At 68.1% G+C, this 17,285-nt stretch carries 18 protein-coding genes; 10 read left to right on the forward strand and 8 right to left on the reverse strand.

The genetic code is table 11. From position 1 onward, the window contains the following. Positions 1-91 precede the first annotated feature (91 nt). Together ACIHAO_RS05590 and ACIHAO_RS05595 are read left to right on the forward strand one after the other, a co-directional pair. Positions 92-568, forward strand: coding sequence for a MoaF C-terminal domain-containing protein (locus ACIHAO_RS05590; protein ID WP_396554926.1), 477 nt, complete (start codon positions 92-94; stop codon positions 566-568). Between the two features lie 140 nt (positions 569-708). After that, positions 709-2,166, forward strand: coding sequence for an APC family permease (locus tag ACIHAO_RS05595; protein WP_396554927.1), 1,458 nt, complete (start codon positions 709-711; stop codon positions 2,164-2,166). Here the strand turns inward: ACIHAO_RS05595 and ACIHAO_RS05600 are convergent. After that, positions 2,146-2,895 (reverse strand): GntR family transcriptional regulator, encoded by a 750-nt coding sequence (locus ACIHAO_RS05600; RefSeq protein WP_396554928.1) that lies wholly within the window; start codon positions 2,893-2,895, stop codon positions 2,146-2,148. The genes ACIHAO_RS05595 and ACIHAO_RS05600 overlap by 21 nt on opposite strands. 109 nt (positions 2,896-3,004) lie before the next feature. On the opposite strand from ACIHAO_RS05600, the gene ACIHAO_RS05605 reads away from it, so the two are divergent. Together ACIHAO_RS05605 and ACIHAO_RS05610 are read left to right on the forward strand one after the other, a co-directional pair. After that, positions 3,005-3,874, forward strand: coding sequence for an aldolase (locus ACIHAO_RS05605; protein ID WP_396554929.1), 870 nt, complete (start codon positions 3,005-3,007; stop codon positions 3,872-3,874). A 20-nt stretch (positions 3,875-3,894) separates the two neighbouring features. Further along, complete coding sequence (locus ACIHAO_RS05610) at positions 3,895-5,379, forward strand: CoA-acylating methylmalonate-semialdehyde dehydrogenase (protein ID WP_396554930.1); 1,485 nt, start codon at positions 3,895-3,897, stop codon at positions 5,377-5,379. Positions 5,380-5,439: 60 nt separating this feature from the next. Here ACIHAO_RS05610 and ACIHAO_RS05615 read toward each other — a convergent pair whose 3' ends face one another. Next, positions 5,440-6,828, reverse strand: coding sequence for an amino acid permease (locus tag ACIHAO_RS05615; RefSeq protein ID WP_396554931.1), 1,389 nt, complete (start codon positions 6,826-6,828; stop codon positions 5,440-5,442). Between the two features lie 170 nt (positions 6,829-6,998). On the opposite strand from ACIHAO_RS05615, the gene ACIHAO_RS05620 reads away from it, so the two are divergent. From ACIHAO_RS05620 to ACIHAO_RS05635, 4 genes are read left to right on the forward strand one after another with little or no spacing between them, the layout of a single operon-like run. Further along, complete coding sequence (locus ACIHAO_RS05620; RefSeq protein WP_396554932.1) at positions 6,999-7,904, forward strand: glutaminase; 906 nt, start codon at positions 6,999-7,001, stop codon at positions 7,902-7,904. 36 nt (positions 7,905-7,940) lie between these two features. Then, on the forward strand, positions 7,941-8,423 hold the full coding sequence (locus ACIHAO_RS05625; RefSeq protein ID WP_396554933.1) for an MSMEG_6728 family protein: 483 nt from the start codon (positions 7,941-7,943) through the stop codon (positions 8,421-8,423). Next, positions 8,420-8,629 carry a DUF2945 domain-containing protein gene (locus ACIHAO_RS05630; protein ID WP_396554934.1) on the forward strand — a complete coding sequence of 70 codons (210 nt, stop codon included), beginning with the start codon at positions 8,420-8,422 and terminating at the stop codon, positions 8,627-8,629. The genes ACIHAO_RS05625 and ACIHAO_RS05630 overlap by 4 nt, the downstream gene beginning before the upstream one ends. Then, positions 8,626-8,952 (forward strand): DUF3140 domain-containing protein, encoded by a 327-nt coding sequence (locus tag ACIHAO_RS05635; protein ID WP_396554935.1) that lies wholly within the window; start codon positions 8,626-8,628, stop codon positions 8,950-8,952. The genes ACIHAO_RS05630 and ACIHAO_RS05635 overlap by 4 nt, the downstream gene beginning before the upstream one ends. 1 nt (position 8,953) lies before the next feature. On the opposite strand, the gene ACIHAO_RS05640 is transcribed toward ACIHAO_RS05635, so the two are convergent. Both ACIHAO_RS05640 and ACIHAO_RS05645 read right to left on the reverse strand, forming a co-directional pair. Next, complete coding sequence (locus ACIHAO_RS05640; RefSeq protein ID WP_396554936.1) at positions 8,954-9,370, reverse strand: hypothetical protein; 417 nt, start codon at positions 9,368-9,370, stop codon at positions 8,954-8,956. A gap of 29 nt (positions 9,371-9,399) precedes the next feature. Next, a complete protein-coding gene (locus ACIHAO_RS05645; protein ID WP_396554937.1) occupies positions 9,400-10,257 on the reverse strand; it encodes a LysR family transcriptional regulator in 858 nt (285 codons plus the stop codon). 82 nt (positions 10,258-10,339) lie between these two features. Here ACIHAO_RS05645 and ACIHAO_RS05650 point away from each other — a divergent pair, with 82 nt between their 5' ends. Continuing rightward, a complete protein-coding gene (locus ACIHAO_RS05650) occupies positions 10,340-11,281 on the forward strand; it encodes an MBL fold metallo-hydrolase (RefSeq protein ID WP_396554938.1) in 942 nt (313 codons plus the stop codon). Here the strand turns inward: ACIHAO_RS05650 and ACIHAO_RS05655 are convergent. The 4 genes from ACIHAO_RS05655 to ACIHAO_RS05670 all read right to left on the reverse strand — a co-directional run bounded on the left by ACIHAO_RS05655 (position 11,228) and on the right by ACIHAO_RS05670 (position 15,084). Continuing rightward, positions 11,228-11,404 carry a hypothetical protein gene (locus ACIHAO_RS05655; protein WP_396554939.1) on the reverse strand — a complete coding sequence of 59 codons (177 nt, stop codon included), beginning with the start codon at positions 11,402-11,404 and terminating at the stop codon, positions 11,228-11,230. The genes ACIHAO_RS05650 and ACIHAO_RS05655 overlap by 54 nt on opposite strands. Positions 11,405-11,553: 149 nt before the next feature. Then, entirely contained in the window at positions 11,554-12,327 is a 774-nt protein-coding gene (locus tag ACIHAO_RS05660; protein ID WP_396554940.1) for a hypothetical protein, read from the reverse strand. Next, positions 12,314-13,849 (reverse strand): substrate-binding domain-containing protein, encoded by a 1,536-nt coding sequence (locus ACIHAO_RS05665; protein WP_396554941.1) that lies wholly within the window; start codon positions 13,847-13,849, stop codon positions 12,314-12,316. The genes ACIHAO_RS05660 and ACIHAO_RS05665 overlap by 14 nt, the downstream gene beginning before the upstream one ends. Then, positions 13,846-15,084 (reverse strand): hypothetical protein, encoded by a 1,239-nt coding sequence (locus ACIHAO_RS05670; protein WP_396554942.1) that lies wholly within the window; start codon positions 15,082-15,084, stop codon positions 13,846-13,848. Before ACIHAO_RS05670 ends, ACIHAO_RS05665 begins: the two co-directional genes overlap by 4 nt. Positions 15,085-15,255: 171 nt before the next feature. Between ACIHAO_RS05670 and ACIHAO_RS05675 the strand changes: the two genes are divergently transcribed. Beyond that, positions 15,256-16,911, forward strand: coding sequence for a glutamate--tRNA ligase (locus tag ACIHAO_RS05675; protein WP_396554943.1), 1,656 nt, complete (start codon positions 15,256-15,258; stop codon positions 16,909-16,911). Positions 16,912-17,285: the final 374 nt, after the last annotated feature.

Raw genomic sequence — 17,285 nt, forward strand, 5'->3', positions numbered from 1 at the left:
CCAGCGACAACAGGACCGCTTCGCCGGACAACGATCGGGCTGCTTCGGGCTGCTAAACCTGCGGATACCAGCGATCCGGAGGTTTCAGCCCGTGCAACTCGACGTCCGCTTCTTCCCCGTGACCGGGACTCACCCGCTCAGCACCGACCTCGTCGGACTCCGCGCGAACTTCCACTACGGCTCCGGAAACGTGCTGGAGCAGCACTACGCGGACCGGACCACGATGATCTGGACGGGTGTGTCCGGCGACTTCGCCGGTGTCCGGCAGAAAGAAGCGACACTGCGGGTCTTCGAAACCGGGCCGGCGCAGTACTTCGTCACCTGGTACGAAACCGGGACCGTCGCGACGGCCGCGCACGGTGAGATCTTCGACGGCGGCTACCCCATCGCGGTGATGGCCGACTTCGACCGTCTGGTCGCGACGGCGGCGTATACGAATCCGCGCGAGGACGGCGGGCAGTACTTCCTGGTCGACCAGGCGACCATCGAGATTCTGGACAAGCCGCACCGATGGCCTTCGTTCCCGGCGCCGCAAGCAAACGTGGCGTGTCCTGAAGGGTCCCTTTGAGACGCTGAAGGTCTCAAAGGGACCCTTCAGGACATCGGGCTTCGATACGCGCACAGAGACAACCACCGCGCGCGCAAAGGCAAAGCCCGCCGACCCGACCGCTCCCATACTGGCCGTCCAGCGGAGATGAGGAGCAGCGGATGAGCCGAGACGACACGTCGCTCGCGAAGAACGTCTTGGGCGTGCCGGGCATCGTCTTCCTCGTGCTCGCCGCGGTCGCGCCCCTGACCGGCATGATCGTGATCGCGGCCATCGGCATCGCGCTCGGGAACGGCGGCGGGATGGTCGCGGCCTTCCTGCTGGCCACGGTCGTCCTGATGCTGTTCGCGGTCGGCTACGCGCAAATGTCGCGGGTGCTCACCAGCGCGGGCGGCTTCTACGCCTTCGTGGTCAAGGGATTGGGCAGGACACCGGGGCTCGTCGCCGGTTTCGTCGCGATGCTGGGCTACAACTGTTTCGTCGCGGGCGCGATCGGCACGAGCGGGTTCTTCACCTCCACGGCGATCGACGACGTCTTCGGGCTCCACCTCGATTGGCTCTTCTGGAGCGCGGTTTCGGTGGTGCTGGTCCTGCTGCTCAGCCGCCGGGGAATCGCGGTGAGCGCGAAAGTGCTGGGAGTCTCGCTGATCCTCGAGGTGTCGATCCTGCTGGTCATGGACTTCAGCGTGCTGTTCCGGCACGGTTTCTCGTTCGCCGCCTTCAGCCCCTCCGTGCTGTTCCAGGGCGCCGGCGGGCTGGCGTTGTTGTTCGCCGCCAACGCTTTCATCGGTTTCGAGGCGACGGCGCTGTTCGGCGAGGAGGCCAAGGATCCCAAGCGGACGATCCCGCGGGCGACCTACATCGCCATCGGGTTCATCGGGGTGTTCGCCGCGTTCACGACCTGGGCAGTGGTCAGCGCGATCGGCGCCGAACAGGCGCAGGACGTGGCCGTCGCACACCTTTCGAGCGGGGATCTCGTGCTCTCGGTGGCACAGGAGTATCTCGGCGGCCCGCTGACCAAGGTGATGTTGCTGCTTCTGGTGGTCAGCCTGTTCGCGGCGTTGCTGGCGCTGCACAATTCGGCGACCCGCTATCTGTACGCGTTGGGCCGGGTCGGCGTGCTGCCGCGACTGCTGGGCAAGACCAGTCCGCGCAACGGAGCACCGCGCTACGCCTCGATCGTCCAGCTGGCCTTCGGCTCGGCGGTGGCGCTGGCGTTCCGGCTCGCCGGGCTCGACCCGGTCGCCGACCTCACCGCGAGCATGACCGGCTTCGGCACGTTGGGCATTCTCACCCTGCAACTGTTCGCGGCGGTCGCGATCCTGGTCTATTTCCGCCGGACGCGGGATCGCCGGGTGGTGAAGACGCTGATCGCCCCCGGGCTGGGCGCGGTGGGGCTCGGGATCATCGTGACGCTGGCGATCCTCAACTTCCCGACGCTCGCCGGGTCGAGCAACGGCGTTGTCCCGCACCTGCCGTGGCTGCTCCTGGTGGTCGCGCTGGCCGGGCTGGCGCTCGCCGGCTGGCTGCGCAAGTTCCGGCCCTCGGTGTACGCGGCGCTGGAGTCCGATCTGGAACGCGACGCCGCGCCGAAGCCGTCAGAGACTGTTGGTCAGTGAGAGGTTGAACGAGTAGCGCGAGGCGCGGTAGACGTGCCAGCCGTGTTCCACGACCTTGCCGGACTCGTCGTAGGTGGTGCGCCGCATGGTGAGCAGCGCCGCGCCCGGCTCCTCGTCGAGCAGTTCGGCGTCCTCTTCGGTCGCCTGCCGGGCGCCGACGTTCTGCTGCGCGGCGTGCAACCGGACACCCGCCGAGCGCAGTAACTGGTAGAGCCCCTTGTCCCGCAGTTCGTCGTCGGACGGGTCGATGAGGCCGTCCGGCAGGTAGTTGTTCATGATCGCCAGCGGTTCGCCGCCGGTCGAGCGCACCCGTTTCAGCCGCCGGACATGGGTCAGGCCCGGTGTCTCGAGCTGCTCGATCGCCTCGTCGTCCGCGGGCTCGACCCGGTTGACGAGGACGACGGACTCCGGCCTGTCCCCGAGTTCGCTGAGGTCGTCGAAGAGGCTGCTCAACCGCAGCGGGCGGGCGACTTTCGTGCGGACGACCTGGGTGCCGACACCGCGTTTGCGGACGAGCAGCCCCTGGTTGACCAGCGACTGGATCGCCTGGCGGATGGTCGGCCGCGACAGGTGCAGCCGCGCGGCCAGGTCCAGCTCGTTGTCCAGCCGGGCGCCGTTCGGCAGCCTGCCGTCTTCGATCGCGGCGCCGAGCTGCCTGGCGACCTGCGAGTACAGCGGCTCCGGGCCGTTCGGATCCACCACGATCTCACCGGGTGCCCAGGGTTTCATGCGCGGAGCCTACCGCGACGAGCCACTATGACCTTATGTCCATATGTCTTGACAAAGTCTCCGAGCGCTTGCGAGGGTCGAAGCACCACGCGAGCCGGGAGGAACGAAAGTGTCGGACACAGTGCGCCGGATAGTCGCCGCGCGGGTACGCGATCCGGGGGCCGTCGCGGTGGCCGCGGCCACCCGGGTCCGGGCGAAATCGCCGTTCAACGACAACGGCCGGATGATGATCATCGCCGCGGACCATCCGGCGCGTGGTGCGAACGGTGTCGGCGCCGATCCGCTCGCGATGGCCGACCGCGGCGAACTGCTCGGCCGCCTCGGTCTGGCACTGGAACGTCCCGGGGTCACCGGGGTGCTGGCGACGCCGGACATCATCGACGATCTGCTGCTCCTCGGCGCCCTCGACGGCAAGACCGTCATCGGGTCGATGAACCGCACCGGCCTCGCGGGATCGAGTTTCGAGATCGACGACCGGTTCGCCTGCTACGACGCCGAAACGATCGAGCGGATGCGGTTCGACGGCGGCAAGACGCTCACCAGGATCTGCCTGAGCGACCCGGCGACGCCGAGCGCGCTCGAGAACACCGCGAAGGCTGTCAACGACCTCGCCGACCGGAAGCTGATCGCGATGGTCGAGCCGTTCCTCTCCGAATGGGCCGGCGGACGTCTGCGCAACGACCTCTCCCCCGATGCCGTGATCCGGTCGATCACCATCGCCTCCGCGCTCGGCCGCTCGTCGGCGTACACCTGGCTGAAACTCCCGGTCGTCGAGGACATGGAACGTGTGCTGGCCGCCTCGACGCTGCCCGCCGTGCTGCTGGGCGGCGAGGTCAAGGATCCCGACGCCGCGTTCGCCGCCTGGCAACGGGCGCTCGCGCTGCCGACGGTGCAAGGACTCGTGGTCGGCCGCTCTCTGCTCTACCCGCACGACGGCGACGTCGCCAAGGCCGTCGACACGGCCGTCGGACTGCTGTGAACACCTGTGGAGGACAACGCGTGAAGACCATCGACCACTGGATCAACGGCACCGCGACCACGGCGGGCTCCACCCGCACCGCGCCGGTGTTCGACCCGGCCGCGGGACGCCCGCAGGCGCAGGTACTCCTCGCGGAACCGTCCGATGTGGACACAGCGGTGTCCGCCGCGGGCAAGGCCTTCGAGACGTGGGGTGATTCGTCGCTCTCGCAGCGGACCAAGGTGATGTTCGCCTTCCGCGAGTTGCTGGTGAAGCACGAGGACGAACTCGCCGGGATCATCTCCTCCGAGCACGGCAAGGTGATCGACGACGCGCGTGGCGAGATCGTCCGCGGCCGCGAGATCGTCGAGTACGCCTGCGGGATCGCCGACGCGCTGAAAGGCGGCTTCTCCGACCAGGTCTCGCGCGACGTCGACGTGCACGACTTCCGGCAGCCGCTCGGGGTCGTCGCCGGGATCACGCCGTTCAACTTCCCCATCATGGTCCCGCTGTGGATGCATCCGATCGCCATCGCGGCGGGCAACACGTTCGTGCTCAAACCCAGCGAGCGGGTCCCGTCCGCGTCCCGGCTGGTCGCCGAACTGTACGCCGAGGCCGGCCTTCCCGACGGCGTGTTCAACGTGGTCAACGGGGACAAGGTCGCGGTCGACGCGATCCTGGAGCATCCCGGTATCGCCGCCGTGTCGTTCGTCGGCTCGACGCCGATCGCCAAGTACGTCCACGAACGCGCGACGGCCACCGGCAAACGCGTGCAGGCGCTGGGCGGGGCCAAGAACCACGCCGTCGTCCTGCCGGACGCCGATCTCGAGTACGCCGCGAACCACCTCACGGCCGCCGCGTTCGGTTCGGCCGGACAGCGCTGCATGGCGATCTCCATCGGCGTCGCCGTCGGTTCGGCGGGTGACCGGCTGGTCGAGATCCTCGAGCGCAAGGCGGCCGAGATCAAGGTCGGGCCCGGCCACGAAGCCGGAAACGACATGGGCCCGGTGGTCACCGAAGCCGCGCGGCGGCGGGTGATCGACTCCGTCGCCCTCGGGGCCGAGCAGGGCGCGACCGTGGTGGTCGACGGCCGGGAGCTGAGCGTCGGCGGTCACGAGAAGGGATTCTTCGTCGGACCGTCCCTTTTGGACAAGGTGACCACCGGGATGTCCACGTATCGCGACGAGATCTTCGGGCCGGTGCTCGGGATCGTCCGGGTGTCCACTCTGGACGAAGCGATCGAGCTGATCAACGCCAACCCCTACGGCAACGGGACCGCCGTCTTCACCGGGAGCGGCGAGGCGGCGCGGCGCTTCCAGCGGGAGGTGAAGGTGGGGATGATCGGGGTGAACGTGCCCATCCCGGTGCCGATGTCGTACTACTCCTTCGGCGGCTGGAAGGACTCCCTCATCGGGGACAGCCCGATCCACGGCCCGGCGGGCGTCCGGTTCTACACGCGGGCGAAGGTCGTCACGACGCGATGGCCGCACTCCGCCGCCGGTTTCCACTTCCCGACCTCAAGCTGACCCACGCAATTGGTCACCTACTTGCGCTCGCGCAAGTAGGTGACCAATTGCGAAGTGGGGTCAGCCCACCTCTTGACGTTGCCGCTTCCCGACGATCCGCCAGCCGACCGCGAGCACCACGACCAGCACCGGGATCGAGTAGAACGCGATCTTCTCGGCACCGTCGGAGAAGCCCATCAGGACGACCACCAGCGCGAGGAAACCGAGCGTCGCCCAGCCGCTGTAGGGCGCCCACGGCATCCGGTAGGACGGCCTTTCCAGCTCCCCGCGCAGCGCCGCCTGGCGCATTCGCAGCTGGCAGAAGATCAGCGTCGCCCAGGTGGTGATCACGCCGAGCGAGGCGATCGCGATCGCGATGTCGAACGCGTCCTTCGGCACCAGGTAGTTGAGCACCACGCCGAGCACGTACGCGCCCGAGGTGAACAGGATCCCGCCGTAAGGCACGTGACGGCCGCTCATCTTGCCGACGAACTTGGGCGCCTCGCCCTTGTCCGCGAGCGCCCGCAGGATACGGCCGGTCGAATAGAGCCCGGAGTTGCAGCTCGACAGCGCGGCGGTGAGCACGACCGCGTTCATCACGTCGCCGATCCCCGGGATCCCGAGCCTGCTGAACACGGTGACGAACGGGCTCTCGCCGCCGTTGTAGAACGGCCACGGCAGCAGCATCGCCAGCAGCAGCACGGAGCCCACGTAGAACACGCCGATCCGCCAGACCACTCCGTTGATCGCCTTCGGCAGCACCTTGCGGGCGTCCTTGGTCTCACCGGCGGCGATGCCGACGACCTCGATCGCCGAGTACGCGAAGATGACCGCCTGCAGCGTCATCAGGGCGATGCCGATGCCCGCCGGGAAGAAACCGTTGTGGGCGGTCAGGTTGTGCACGCCCGCCGTGGTGCCGCCGATGTCGGCGCTGGTGAGCACCAGCCCGGTCGCGGTGACCAGGAAGACCACGATGGCCAGCACCTTGACCACCGAGAACCAGAATTCCAGCTCGCCGAACAGTTTCACCGACAGCAGGTTCACCAGGATCAGCACGCCGAGCGCGACCAGCGCGGTGATCCACTGCGGCACGTCGGGCAGCCACTTGTGCACGTAGATCGCCACCGCGGTGATCTCCGCGATGCCGGTCATCGCCCAGTTCACCCAGTACATCCAGCCGGAGGCGAAACCCGCCCACGGCCCGATGAACTTGCGGGCGTAGGTGACGAAACTGCCGGAGGTCGGCTCGTGCAGCACGAGCTCACCGAGGGCGCGCATCACGAAGTAGGCGGCGATACCGCAGAGCGCGTACGACAGGACCAGCGAAGGCCCGACCTGGTGGAGCTTGCCGCCGGCACCGAGGAACAGCCCGACGCCGATCGCGCCGCCGATGGCGATCATCTGCACTTGGCGGTTGCCCAGTGCTTTTGAGTAGCTTTCACCTTTTTCGGTGAGCAGCGAGGAATCCATGGTTGCCAGACGCTAGAGCGTGTGCGGCACGTCACCAACAGTGCTAAGGAAGACTTAAGGTGTGCGAGACGTCACTCGGGTGGTTTAACCGGATTTTCCCGTTTCGATTTGACAAGTTCACCCGCGAACCCCGATCTTCGCGCGCGAAGACGCACTTCTACGCTACGGCCGTGGACCTCGCAGCGCTGCTGGACCGGATCGCCGACGACGTCGCGCCGGAGATCGGCCGCGGCTCCGTCGCGGACTACATCCCCGCCCTGGCCAGGGTCGAACCCCGGCAGTTCGGCATGGCGGTGGCCGAAGTGGACGGTCGGGTGCACGGCGTCGGCGACTGGGAGACGCCGTTCTCCATCCAGAGCATGTCGAAGGTCTTCACCTTGGCGCTCGCGCTCTCCCATGGCGACGGGGTGTGGGAGCGGGTGGGCCGTGAGCCGTCCGGCAACCCGTTCAACTCGCTGGTGCAATTGGAGAACGAGGACGGAATCCCCCGCAATCCGTTCATCAACGCCGGCGCGCTGGTGGTGACCGACGAACTGGCGCATCACGGCGACGCGGCGGAAACACTGCTTCGGTTCCTCCGTGCGGAAAGCGGCCGCGCGGACATCGGGATCGACGACGAGGTCGCCGCTTCGGAGGCCGCGCACGCCGATCGCAACCGCGCGCTCGCCTATTTCATGGCGTCGTACCGGAACATGCGTCATCCGATACCCGCCGTCCTCGATCAGTACGTGCGTCAATGTTCGATCGCGATGAACTGCGGCGACGTCGCGCGCGCGGCGGTGTTCCTCGCCCGCCACGGCGTGCGCAACGACGGCACCCGGCTGCTCGAACGAAGCGCGGCCAAGCGGGTCAACGCGGTGATGCTGACGTGCGGCACCTACGACGCGGCGGGCGAATTCGCCTACCGCGTCGGGCTTCCCGGCAAAAGCGGGGTCGGTGGCGGCATCGTCGCGATCGTCCCCGGCCGGTGCGCGATCTGTGTGTGGAGCCCCGGACTGGACCCGCGCGGCAACTCCGTCGCGGGTGTCGCGGCGCTGGACCGGTTCACGACCCTGACCGGCTGGTCGATCTTCTGATCGGTTTGAACCCGCGGCGACGGGGAAGCCACCAGCGTGCAGACCTTTCTCCCGTGTGCCGATTTCCGGGCCTCCGCTTCCGTGCTCGACCAGCGGAGGCTCGGAAAGCAGCGCGTGGAGACGATCCAGGTCCTGCGCGCGCTGACGGTGCCGGGGTACGGCTGGCGCCATCACCCGGCCGCGGCGATGTGGGCGGGCTATGAAGAGGCGCTCGCCCGGTACGGCTTCGACATCTGCGAGGTCTGGTGCGAGACCGGCCGCCAGGACACCTGCCGCGAAACGCTCCGGCTCGATCTCCTCAGTGCCACCGGGCTTGACGAGGTCCGCACCCAAGCGCGGCTCGCGGACGCGAAAGAGCTCCCGCCCTGGCTCGGCGACACGGACTTCCACCGCAGCCACCAGTCCGCGCTCGTCCGCAAACAACCAGAGCACTACCGCCCGAGGTTTCCGGACGTCCCCGACGACCTGCCCTATGTCTGGCCCGCGTCGGACCGTCCACGACGAGAAGGAGTGCGATGACCCGGCGCTTCCGCAAAGGCGACAAGGTCCGCTGGAACAGTCACGGCGGGCAGGCCGAAGGTGAGGTCCTGAAGGAGATCACTTCGGATACCGAGGCGGGCGGGCGCACCGTGCGCGCGTCCGAAGAGGAGCCGCAGTATCTGGTGCGCAGCGACAAGAGCGGCGGCGAAGCGGTGCACAAGCCCGAGGCACTGGAGAAGATGTGAGCGAGGACAAGGACGTCCGGACCGAGTTCGGCGAAGCGGTCAACATGACCGCGGGTGAACTCGAGAAGTGGCTGAAGACCGACGAGTCCCGCGAGGCGGGCCAGCACAAGAACGGCGGCGAGTCGGTCGGCCACGAATCAGGCCGCCGGATCGTCACGATCCTGCGCACGAAGAAGGCGGATCTGTCCGAAGAGGACGAAAAGCACATGCGCAAGGTGGTCGGCTACGTGCACCGGCACCTCGCGCAGCGTCCGTCGGGCGACGTCGAGGACACGACCTGGCGGCATTCGCTGATGAACTGGGGACACGACCCTTGCAAGTAGCTCAGGTGCTGGGCCGCCCCATTTCGTGTCCCGGCCGCCCCTCGGTCCGCCGTTGCCGCTTGATCCGCTCTTCGTGCAGGTGCCGCCGCCCTGCGGTCAGGTCTTCGGCGACGTCCCGGGTCAGGTCGCGGTAGGCCCGGTAGTAGCCGTCGTCGTACTCCTCGATCAGCTGGAAGGTCCACCGGTCCGGCAGCACGTTGAGCCCGATCAGTTCGGTCTCGATCCGCTCGGCCCAGTCCGCGTGCCCGGCCTTCCGGAGCCCTTCGACGGCCTCGCCGAGCGCGAAGTCGGCGGTGCCGGTGAGGTGGTGGAAGGCGTACAGGTGGCCGCGCGCCTGTTCGACCGTTTCGAGCGCGAAGACCAGCTTTCCGACGGCGTCGACGGTCGCGTCGTCGGGTTCTGGGGATGAGTCCGGCATAGGCGATGACTTCCCCGGAGCCGGCGTCTTTACACCCCGGCGACGGCGATCCGGACGAACGAGCGGATCAGCGGGCTCTCCCGCCCGGTCGCCCACGCGACGACGAGCGGGCTCGGCGGCATATCGGCCAGCGGCACCCAGGTGAGCCCGTCGGGCAGCGTGTGCCCGAGCGGCGCGATCCCGGCCGAGCCGTTCCACAGGACAGCCTGAAGGCATTCGCTGACCGTGCGCACCACCGGACCGGCGGGCCGCTCCCCGGTGGGCGCCGCGCCGTTCCAGTACTCACGCCACCGCGGATCCGTCCCGTCCGGCAGCTGAAACCAGGGCCGGTCGGCGACGTCGGCCAGCGTCAGCGACTCACGACCGGCGAGCGGGTCGCCGGTGCGCAGGACCAGCCCGACCGGGTCGGAGCGCAGGACGCGAACGCTGATGCCGGTCTCGTCGAACGGCGCGCGAGTCAGCGCGACGTCGGCCAGCCCGGCGAGCAGGCCGGTGGTGGGGTCGGTGAAATCCGCCTCGCGGAAGCGGATCGAGACCTCGGGATGGCGCCGCCGGAACGCCTCGGCCAGCCGAATGCCCGACTCACCCGCTCCGTCGGCGAGGGTGCCGATGGTGAGTGTGGCGGGGCCCGCCGCCGCCGTCACCCGGGCGCGGGCGCGTTCGGCCTGGTCCAGTAGGGCGCGGGCCTCGTCGTACAGGATGGTCCCGGCGGCGGTGGGTTCGACGCCGGCGGTCGAGCGGAGCAGCAGGACGACGCCCAGCTCGTTCTCCAGCTGCCGGATGGCCCGGCTCAGCGGCGGCTGGGTCATGTGCAGCCGCGCGGCGGCCCGGCCGAAGTGCCTTTCCTCGGCGACGGTCACGAAGTAGCGCAGCAGTCGGAGCTCCATCACCAGCGATGATACCCATCAGGTATCGAGCCCAGAGGATCGGACTTGGACGATGGGCGGAGACCGGCGGAACAGTGAGGCCATGCCCTTCGAACCCCTCACCCACGACCCCGCCGTCGACCTGGGCCAGGCCCGCGAAATCGGCCGGGACCTCGTGGTGATCCCGAATCTCGGCGTCGACCTCGTCCCCAACATCGGGGTCATCGGCGGCTCCCATTCGGTGCTCGTCGTCGACACCGGACTCGGTCCTCGCAACGCCGAGAAGGTGCTCGCCTTCGCCGCGGAACACGCCCGCGGCCGCAGGCTGTACCTGACCACGACGCATTTCCATCCCGAGCACGCTTTCGGCGCACAGGCCTTCGCGGACCAGGCGACCTACCTCGTCAACCGCGCGCAGGCGGCCGATCTGGTCCACAAAGGACCGGGTTATCTCGAGATGTTCCGCGGTCTCGGCACCCCGGTCGCCCGGGCGCTGGACGGCGTCGGCCTGGTCGCCCCGGACGTGGTCTACGAGGACACGTACGACCTCGATCTCGGCGGCCGGATCGTACGCATGGCGGCCACCGGACGCGCCCACAGCAAGGGTGACCAGGTGGTGACCGTGCCCGACGCGGGGGTGCTGTTCACCGGGGATCTGGTCGAGACCGGCCAGTTCTCGATCTTCCCGTGGTTCCCGCCGTACGACACCGACGTCTCGGGAGGGCGCTGGATCGAAGTGCTGCGACGGCTGGCCGCCGCCGGACCGGACCTCGTCGTCCCCGGCCACGGCGACGTCTCCGGACGCCGGATCCTGACCGACGTCCGCGAGTACCTCGAACTGCTGCGTGACGAGACCTGGACGCGGCGCGACTCGTCCCTCCCCGAAGAGACCATCGCCGCCGAGGTCGAAGCGCTGATGATCGAACGCCACCCCGAATGGGAAGGCCGGGACTGGATCGCGAAGGGCGTCGGTTGCTTCTGTGCCGATCACTCAGGCCATGAGACAGCAGGCACCGGTGAAGCAGCCGAAGGTGCCTCCGCTTGACGTGTTCTTCCAGTTGTCGAAGTGATCGATCACGATCTCGACGTCGGCCTGCCCGGCGGCGGTGACATCGACACCCGAGTCGGCGAAGAAACTGCGGATATCGTCGGAAATGGCGCTCTTCATGAAAGATCTCCCTCGAACCTGCGGTGTTTGATACCGAAATCGTGCAGGTTCACCCCCGTCGGCCGACAGTGCGAAGCGCTATGGACGGGGTGTGGCTTTCGACTGCTCCACCCGTGTCAACCGGGTGGCGCGAGCGGAGCAGCCGAGCGCTACTTGAAGATGGCGATGGGATGGACGACGAGTTCCCCGGTCTCGGGATCCCAGTCCTCGACCTTGCCGAGGCACCGCGCCCGGAACGCGCCGGCCGGGGCGGAGTCCCGCAGGTCGCTGGTCACACAGGTGAAGCGGATCCTCCTGCTCTTCGACGGATCGTCCGGGTTTCCGTACGGCGCGACGAAAACCGTCTCGGTGTCGGTCTGGGAGCGCTTACGGAACAGGCCCTTCACGGAGACGAACGCCTCGACACCACGCAGCCGGGTCTGGAGCTGCCGCGTGCTTTCGGGACCGTCGGACCAGCCGAGTTCCTTCACCAGCGCGCGATTGTGGACGAGTTCCTGCTTCGCCAGGTCGACGTGGATGATGTCGTGGTGCTTCTCCAGCACCTTCGTCACGATGCCGATCACCGTGATCGGCTCCGCCTTGCGGATGTACCGCCGGAACTCCTCGTCGGTGTCGGTGCGCTCCGATTCCCCTCTGAGCGGACCGACACCGCCCGATCCCAGGAACCGCCAGCCCCGGCTCTTCCGTTTCTCCACTTCCTGTTCCAGCGCCTCGTTGTAGCGATGCAGCTGGTACAGGCCCATCACGGATTTCGTGTGCAGGTAGAAGCCGATGCCCCGGACCATCCCCTGATCGCCGTCGGAACGCGCACGGCGCCAATGCCGTACGAAGACGACGATCGCGACGACGAAGGCGACCACGGTCAGCACCCAGACCGCGAGCCACAGTCCCCAGACTTCCCACCACAGATTATCGGCAGCCACGGATCTCCTTGAAGGCGTCGAGCAGGGATGTCGCGTTCGCGTCGACCATCCGGCCACCGGTGGCCACGGCCGCGCGATCCAGTTCGGCGGGGTTCGCCTCTCCGAACCGGATCGTGTACGTGTGCACGCCGGGATCCCTTGGCGCGCGCAGGAATTCTTCGATACCAGGGCCGGTGTTGCTCTCCCCGTCGGTCATCAGCACGATCGAGACACCGCCGCCGGGCTCGGCACGGCGATGGGCACCGGCCTTCGCGTACGCCTCGCCGAGCGCCGACCAGACCGCCGTGTTGCCGTCGAACTCGTCGGCGGCGATGAAGGCCCGCAACGCGTCGAGATCCTGCGGCCCGCCGATGGTGAACTCCTTGTCCCCCACTATCTTCCCGCCGAAGCGGAGGACCGTGATCCGCTCGCCGCGGTAGAAGCGGTCGAATCCGCCGTCCGGGCCGCCGCTCAGCCCGGCGAAGGTCGCCCGGAGCGCGGCGATCCGCGGCCCCTTCATCGAACCGGAGAAGTCGAGCACGAAGATCACGCGTCCGGGCGTCCGGCCGGCTGGGGCCGCGTAGTCGTCGAGCAGTTTGTCCACGACGGCCTGCTCGTCGGGGAAGTACAGCGAGTTCCCGATCGAGGCGGGCAACCTCGGGTCGAGCGCCACCTCCCCGGCGATCGGCCGCCGGAGAGTCCGCTCCATCAGCTTCTTCTGTGTCGCCGGGCTTCTCAGCCAGGAGACGACCTTGTCGTACGCCTCCCGTTTGGCCGGGTCGAGCAGGAGGAGCGGGTAGTCGGACTGGACGATGCCGTCCTTCGGGTACACCAGCTCCAGCGGCGTCTTGAGCCTGCCGCTCGCGTTGAGGGTGAGCAAAGTGGACTCGTACCCGATGATCGCGTCCACGTCCTGGCGCTCGGCGAACCGGTCGGTCACCGCGGCCGACGTGTCCGCCGTGAGCGTGTGCCCGGTGCGGAAGCCCTGCAGCTTGTCGCATTTCACGTCCTGGAGCCGCAACGCCGCGCCGGTGCCCGAGGCGGCCGTCGCCACTCCGACGAGTGAGGTCAGCCCGCTGGTCGACTTGGCCGGATCCGCCATCGCGAACCGGAACCCGCCACCGGCCGCCGCGTCCGCCAGATCGGCCCAGGAGAGCTTGCCGTCCGGTTTGCCGCGGCGCAGCTCCGCCGCCTTCGCCGGGGTGATCCCGACGATGACCGGCGACACCATGGTCTTGGTCGCGAGCGGCCGTTCCCCCTTGTCCGCGGCCTGCCGGTACTTGAGCTGGAAATACCGGTCGGTGGAAAGCCAGGCGAGGTCGTGCGTGGCCTTCCCCGGCGTGAGGGAAGTGGTCGCGTCGACGGGTCCCCGGAAATCCATTTCCAGTTCGATTCCCGTTTCCCCGCGAAGGTCGTCGAGAATCGGTCCGAGGTCGGCCAGTTCGGAACTGGCCAGCACGCGCAGTTTCACCTTCTGCCCGCCGCTCGTACAGGCGGCGACCACCAGGAGCAGGCAGCACAGGAGCGCGAGGACCCGCTTCACGGGCAGTCCCCGACGGTCTTGATCATCTCTTCCAGCACCGGATTGTCGGGGAGCGGCGTGGTGCTGTCGTCGTCCGCGATCTCCGGGGCCGTCAGCCCCTGTTCGCGCAGGAAGTCGTACAGCCGCGCGCTTTTCGTGGTGCCCGCAGGGGTCGCGACGCCGAATCCGAGCTCCATCGCGCGGCGTTGCAGCTCGGGATCGAAGGTGATCAGCTCGCCCAGCCGTTCCGCTTCCGGCTTCAACGCCAGGAACTGCGGTTTCGTCAGGATGTTGTCCTTCGGGTACAGCAGGACCCGGTCGAGATCCGGCCGCCCGCTCTGCGCCTTGGCGCGCAACTGCATCGCGAGGTACTGATGCTCGTAGATGACGACGATCGGCTTGTCGCCCTCGGCGAGGTTCGCGTACGACTCCGACAGATCCGCCGACGGGAAGCCTTGCGCCGCCACGAGCGGTTTGACCCGATCGGCCAGTGCCTTCGCGCTCGTCAGGTTCGGCGGCCCCGCGGGCGCGCCCGCCGGGCGCGGGTCGACGACCGGGACCTGACGGCCGTTCTCCAGGAACGCCAGCAAGATCAGGTACGTCGCGCCCGAGTTGGAGTCGCAGATGTTCGACGTCTGCGCCAGTACCCTGTTCCCGTTCTCCGCGCCGAAATTGCCGACGCCCAGTGCATCCCAGGTGCGCTCCTGCCGCATCGTCCGGATGAACTTCTCGGTGTCCAGCGTGTAGTACAGCGGATCCTGCTGTCCCAGCGGTTTCGTGGCGATCTTGTTGCTCGCCAGCGTTTCCGCGTAACGGCGATAGGTGGCGAGGACGATCGGACTGGTGAACGGCTGCCGCGCGGTGCCCGTCCACTCGTTCGCCCTCGACCGCCGGACGAGACTCGCGGCTGGCTCGCCGGACATGAACACGAAGTCGTACTGGCTGAGGTCGTGGGTGGCGACATCACGCGATCCCGCCCTGGTCACGTGGACGCGGATGCGGTGGCGCATCAGGATTTCCTGAACCTTCGCGTCCTCGAAGAGATCCGATTTGGAGCCCATCTTGCCGCGCAGGACCAGGGTCTGCTGGAACGGCACCACGATCGTCCCGCTCAGGAGCAGGGCGATCAGGCCGCTCACGGCCAGCGCGAACGCGGGCCCGAAAGTGCGAAGAAAACGACGGCGGAGAAAAAACGCCGAGGGTTTTGGTCGGATGGTGAGCTGTGGTTCTTCACGAAGCGAGCTATCGGTGGTCACCGATTTCCTCCCCGAATGTCCGGCAAGCCCATTTTACCGGGACACACCGACGGAAAAGCACGTCTCGATCCGGCTTCGGTACCCACCCTCACCAGGCCGGGAGGCCGGACGGTTAGGCTCTTCGGTGGCGAAAACCGCCATGCACCACGACGCCGGGAGATCTGAACCGCCATGCTGGACCGAGCAGTCATCGACGCCCTCTTCCCCGCCGACCTGCCCGAGCCCGAGCACTGGGAACAGCGATACCCCGCCCGCGAGCTCCCCGAGGGCGCCCTGGTCACCCGGTTCGGCCCCTCGCCGACCGGGTTCGTCCACATCGGCGGCGTCTACGTCGCCACCATCGACCAGGACGTCGCCCGCCGCAGCGGCGGCCGCTACCTCGTCCGGGTCGAGGACACCGACCGCTCCCGCGAGGTCGAAGGCGCCATCGACCAGTTCGAGCGCGGCTTCGCCTACTTCGGCCTCGCCGCCGACGAGGACATCCACCGCGGCGGCGACTATGGCCCGTACCAGCAGTCCGAGCGCGAGCAGATCTACCTGACCTACGTCCGTCACCTGCTCCGCTCCGGCCGCGCGTACCTCGACTTCGCCACCAAGGACGAACTGGCGGCGATCACCGCCCGGCAGCAGGCGACGAAGCTGCCGACCGGCTACTACGGCTCGTGGGCCATCTGGCGCGACGCCGACCCCGCCGACGTCCAGGCCAAACTCGACGCCGGAGACCCGTACGTCGTCCGGTTCCGCGCGCCGGACGACACCGGCGCCCGTGCCCGGTTCACCGACGCCATCCGCGGCCCGCTGGAGGCCGAGGCCAACCGCAACGACGTCGTCATCCTCAAGAGCTCCGACCAGAGCCCGCGACTGCCGACCTACCACTTCGCGCACGCCGTCGACGACCACCTCATGCGCGTCAACCTGGTCATCCGCGGCGACGAGTGGATCTCGTCGGTGCCCGTGCACCAGCAGCTGTTCGACGCGCTCGGCTTCGACCCGATCACCTACGCGCACATCGCCCCGCTGATGAAGCAGGAGGGCGGCAGCAAGCGCAAGCTGTCGAAGCGCAAGGACCCGGAAGCGAGCGTCGACTTCTACATCGAGTCCGGCTACCCCACCAAGGCCGTCCTCTACTACCTGCGCGGCCTCGCCAACGGCCGGCTCGCCGAAATGCCGCTCGACCAGGCCCTGGCCGAGCCGATCAACCTGGATGAGTGCGGCGTCGCCGGCCCGCTGGTCGACCTGGTTAAACTCGACGACATCTCGGCCGACCACATCGCCACGCTGTCCGGCGCCGAGATCCTCGAAGAGGTCCGCGCCTGGGCGGAGCGGTTCGACCCCGAGCTGAAGACCGTCCTCGACGCCGAGCCGGACCTCGCGCTCCGCGCCCTCGCCGTCGAACGCGACGGCGCCGAGAACCCGCGCAAGGACCTGAAGAAGTGGAGCGAGTTCCGCGCCGTCTACGGCTTCTTCTTCCCGCAGCTGCACGCCGCCGTCGCGAGCCCCGACGACGAGCGGATCACCGCCCTCGGCGTCGACCGTGAGGTCGTCCGGGCCGTGGCGCGGGACTTCGTCGGCAGCTACCAGCAGCTCGACGACGGCCAGGAATGGTTCCAGCAGATCCGCGAGGTCGCGGCGAAGCACGGCTTCGCGAAGAACGCCAAGGAGTTCAAGAAGAACCCCGAAGGCTTCCCCGGCTCCATTCGCGAGGCTTCGCAGATCATCCGGATCGCGATCACCGGCTCGACCCGGAGCCCGGACCTGCACTCGATCACGCAGGCGCTGGGCCGCGAGGAGACGCTGGGCCGGTTCGCCGGTCTCGTCGCCGAGTGACCCGTAACCGCGGTTTCGCGTGTCTGGACGGACGACACACGTGATCAGACGGACGACACGCGTGATCGGGCGGACGACACGAGGCGGAATCCGGCCGCACGCGTGTCGTCCATCCAGACACGCGTGTCGTCCGTCTGATCACACGTGCCGTCCCCTCAGTCACTCGAGTCACGTCCCCAAGCACGCGAGTCACGCCTTACTTCACGACCGGCGCCGAGGACACAGCCGCCCCACGGTCACCAGGGATCACATCTGAAAGTAGCGAAAGCCTCTTTCCCTACCTTCAGCGTAGGCAAGGAGGCCCTCACTACCAGGAGAACGCCGTACGCGGCACCGGCACCGGCCCCGCGACACGACACGTTCGACTTTCCCCT

Source organism: Amycolatopsis sp. NPDC052450 (genome assembly GCF_044547565.1).
Classification (GTDB): domain Bacteria; phylum Actinomycetota; class Actinomycetes; order Mycobacteriales; family Pseudonocardiaceae; genus Amycolatopsis.

Excerpts from the sequence above, each read along its gene's own strand:
- ACIHAO_RS05640 (WP_396554936.1), bottom strand. The coding sequence starts at position 9,370 with ATGCCGGACTCATCCCCAGAACCCGACGACGCGACCGTCGACGCCGTC.
- ACIHAO_RS05600 (WP_396554928.1), bottom strand. The coding sequence starts at position 2,895 with ATGAAACCCTGGGCACCCGGTGAGATCGTGGTGGATCCGAACGGCCCG.
- ACIHAO_RS05615 (WP_396554931.1), bottom strand. The coding sequence starts at position 6,828 with ATGGATTCCTCGCTGCTCACCGAAAAAGGTGAAAGCTACTCAAAAGCA.
- ACIHAO_RS05655 (WP_396554939.1), bottom strand. The coding sequence starts at position 11,404 with ATGAAGAGCGCCATTTCCGACGATATCCGCAGTTTCTTCGCCGACTCG.
- ACIHAO_RS05675 (WP_396554943.1), top strand. The coding sequence starts at position 15,256 with ATGCTGGACCGAGCAGTCATCGACGCCCTCTTCCCCGCCGACCTGCCC.
- ACIHAO_RS05645 (WP_396554937.1), bottom strand. The coding sequence starts at position 10,257 with ATGGAGCTCCGACTGCTGCGCTACTTCGTGACCGTCGCCGAGGAAAGG.
- ACIHAO_RS05595 (WP_396554927.1), top strand. The coding sequence starts at position 709 with ATGAGCCGAGACGACACGTCGCTCGCGAAGAACGTCTTGGGCGTGCCG.
- ACIHAO_RS05630 (WP_396554934.1), top strand. The coding sequence starts at position 8,420 with ATGACCCGGCGCTTCCGCAAAGGCGACAAGGTCCGCTGGAACAGTCAC.
- ACIHAO_RS05650 (WP_396554938.1), top strand. The coding sequence starts at position 10,340 with ATGCCCTTCGAACCCCTCACCCACGACCCCGCCGTCGACCTGGGCCAG.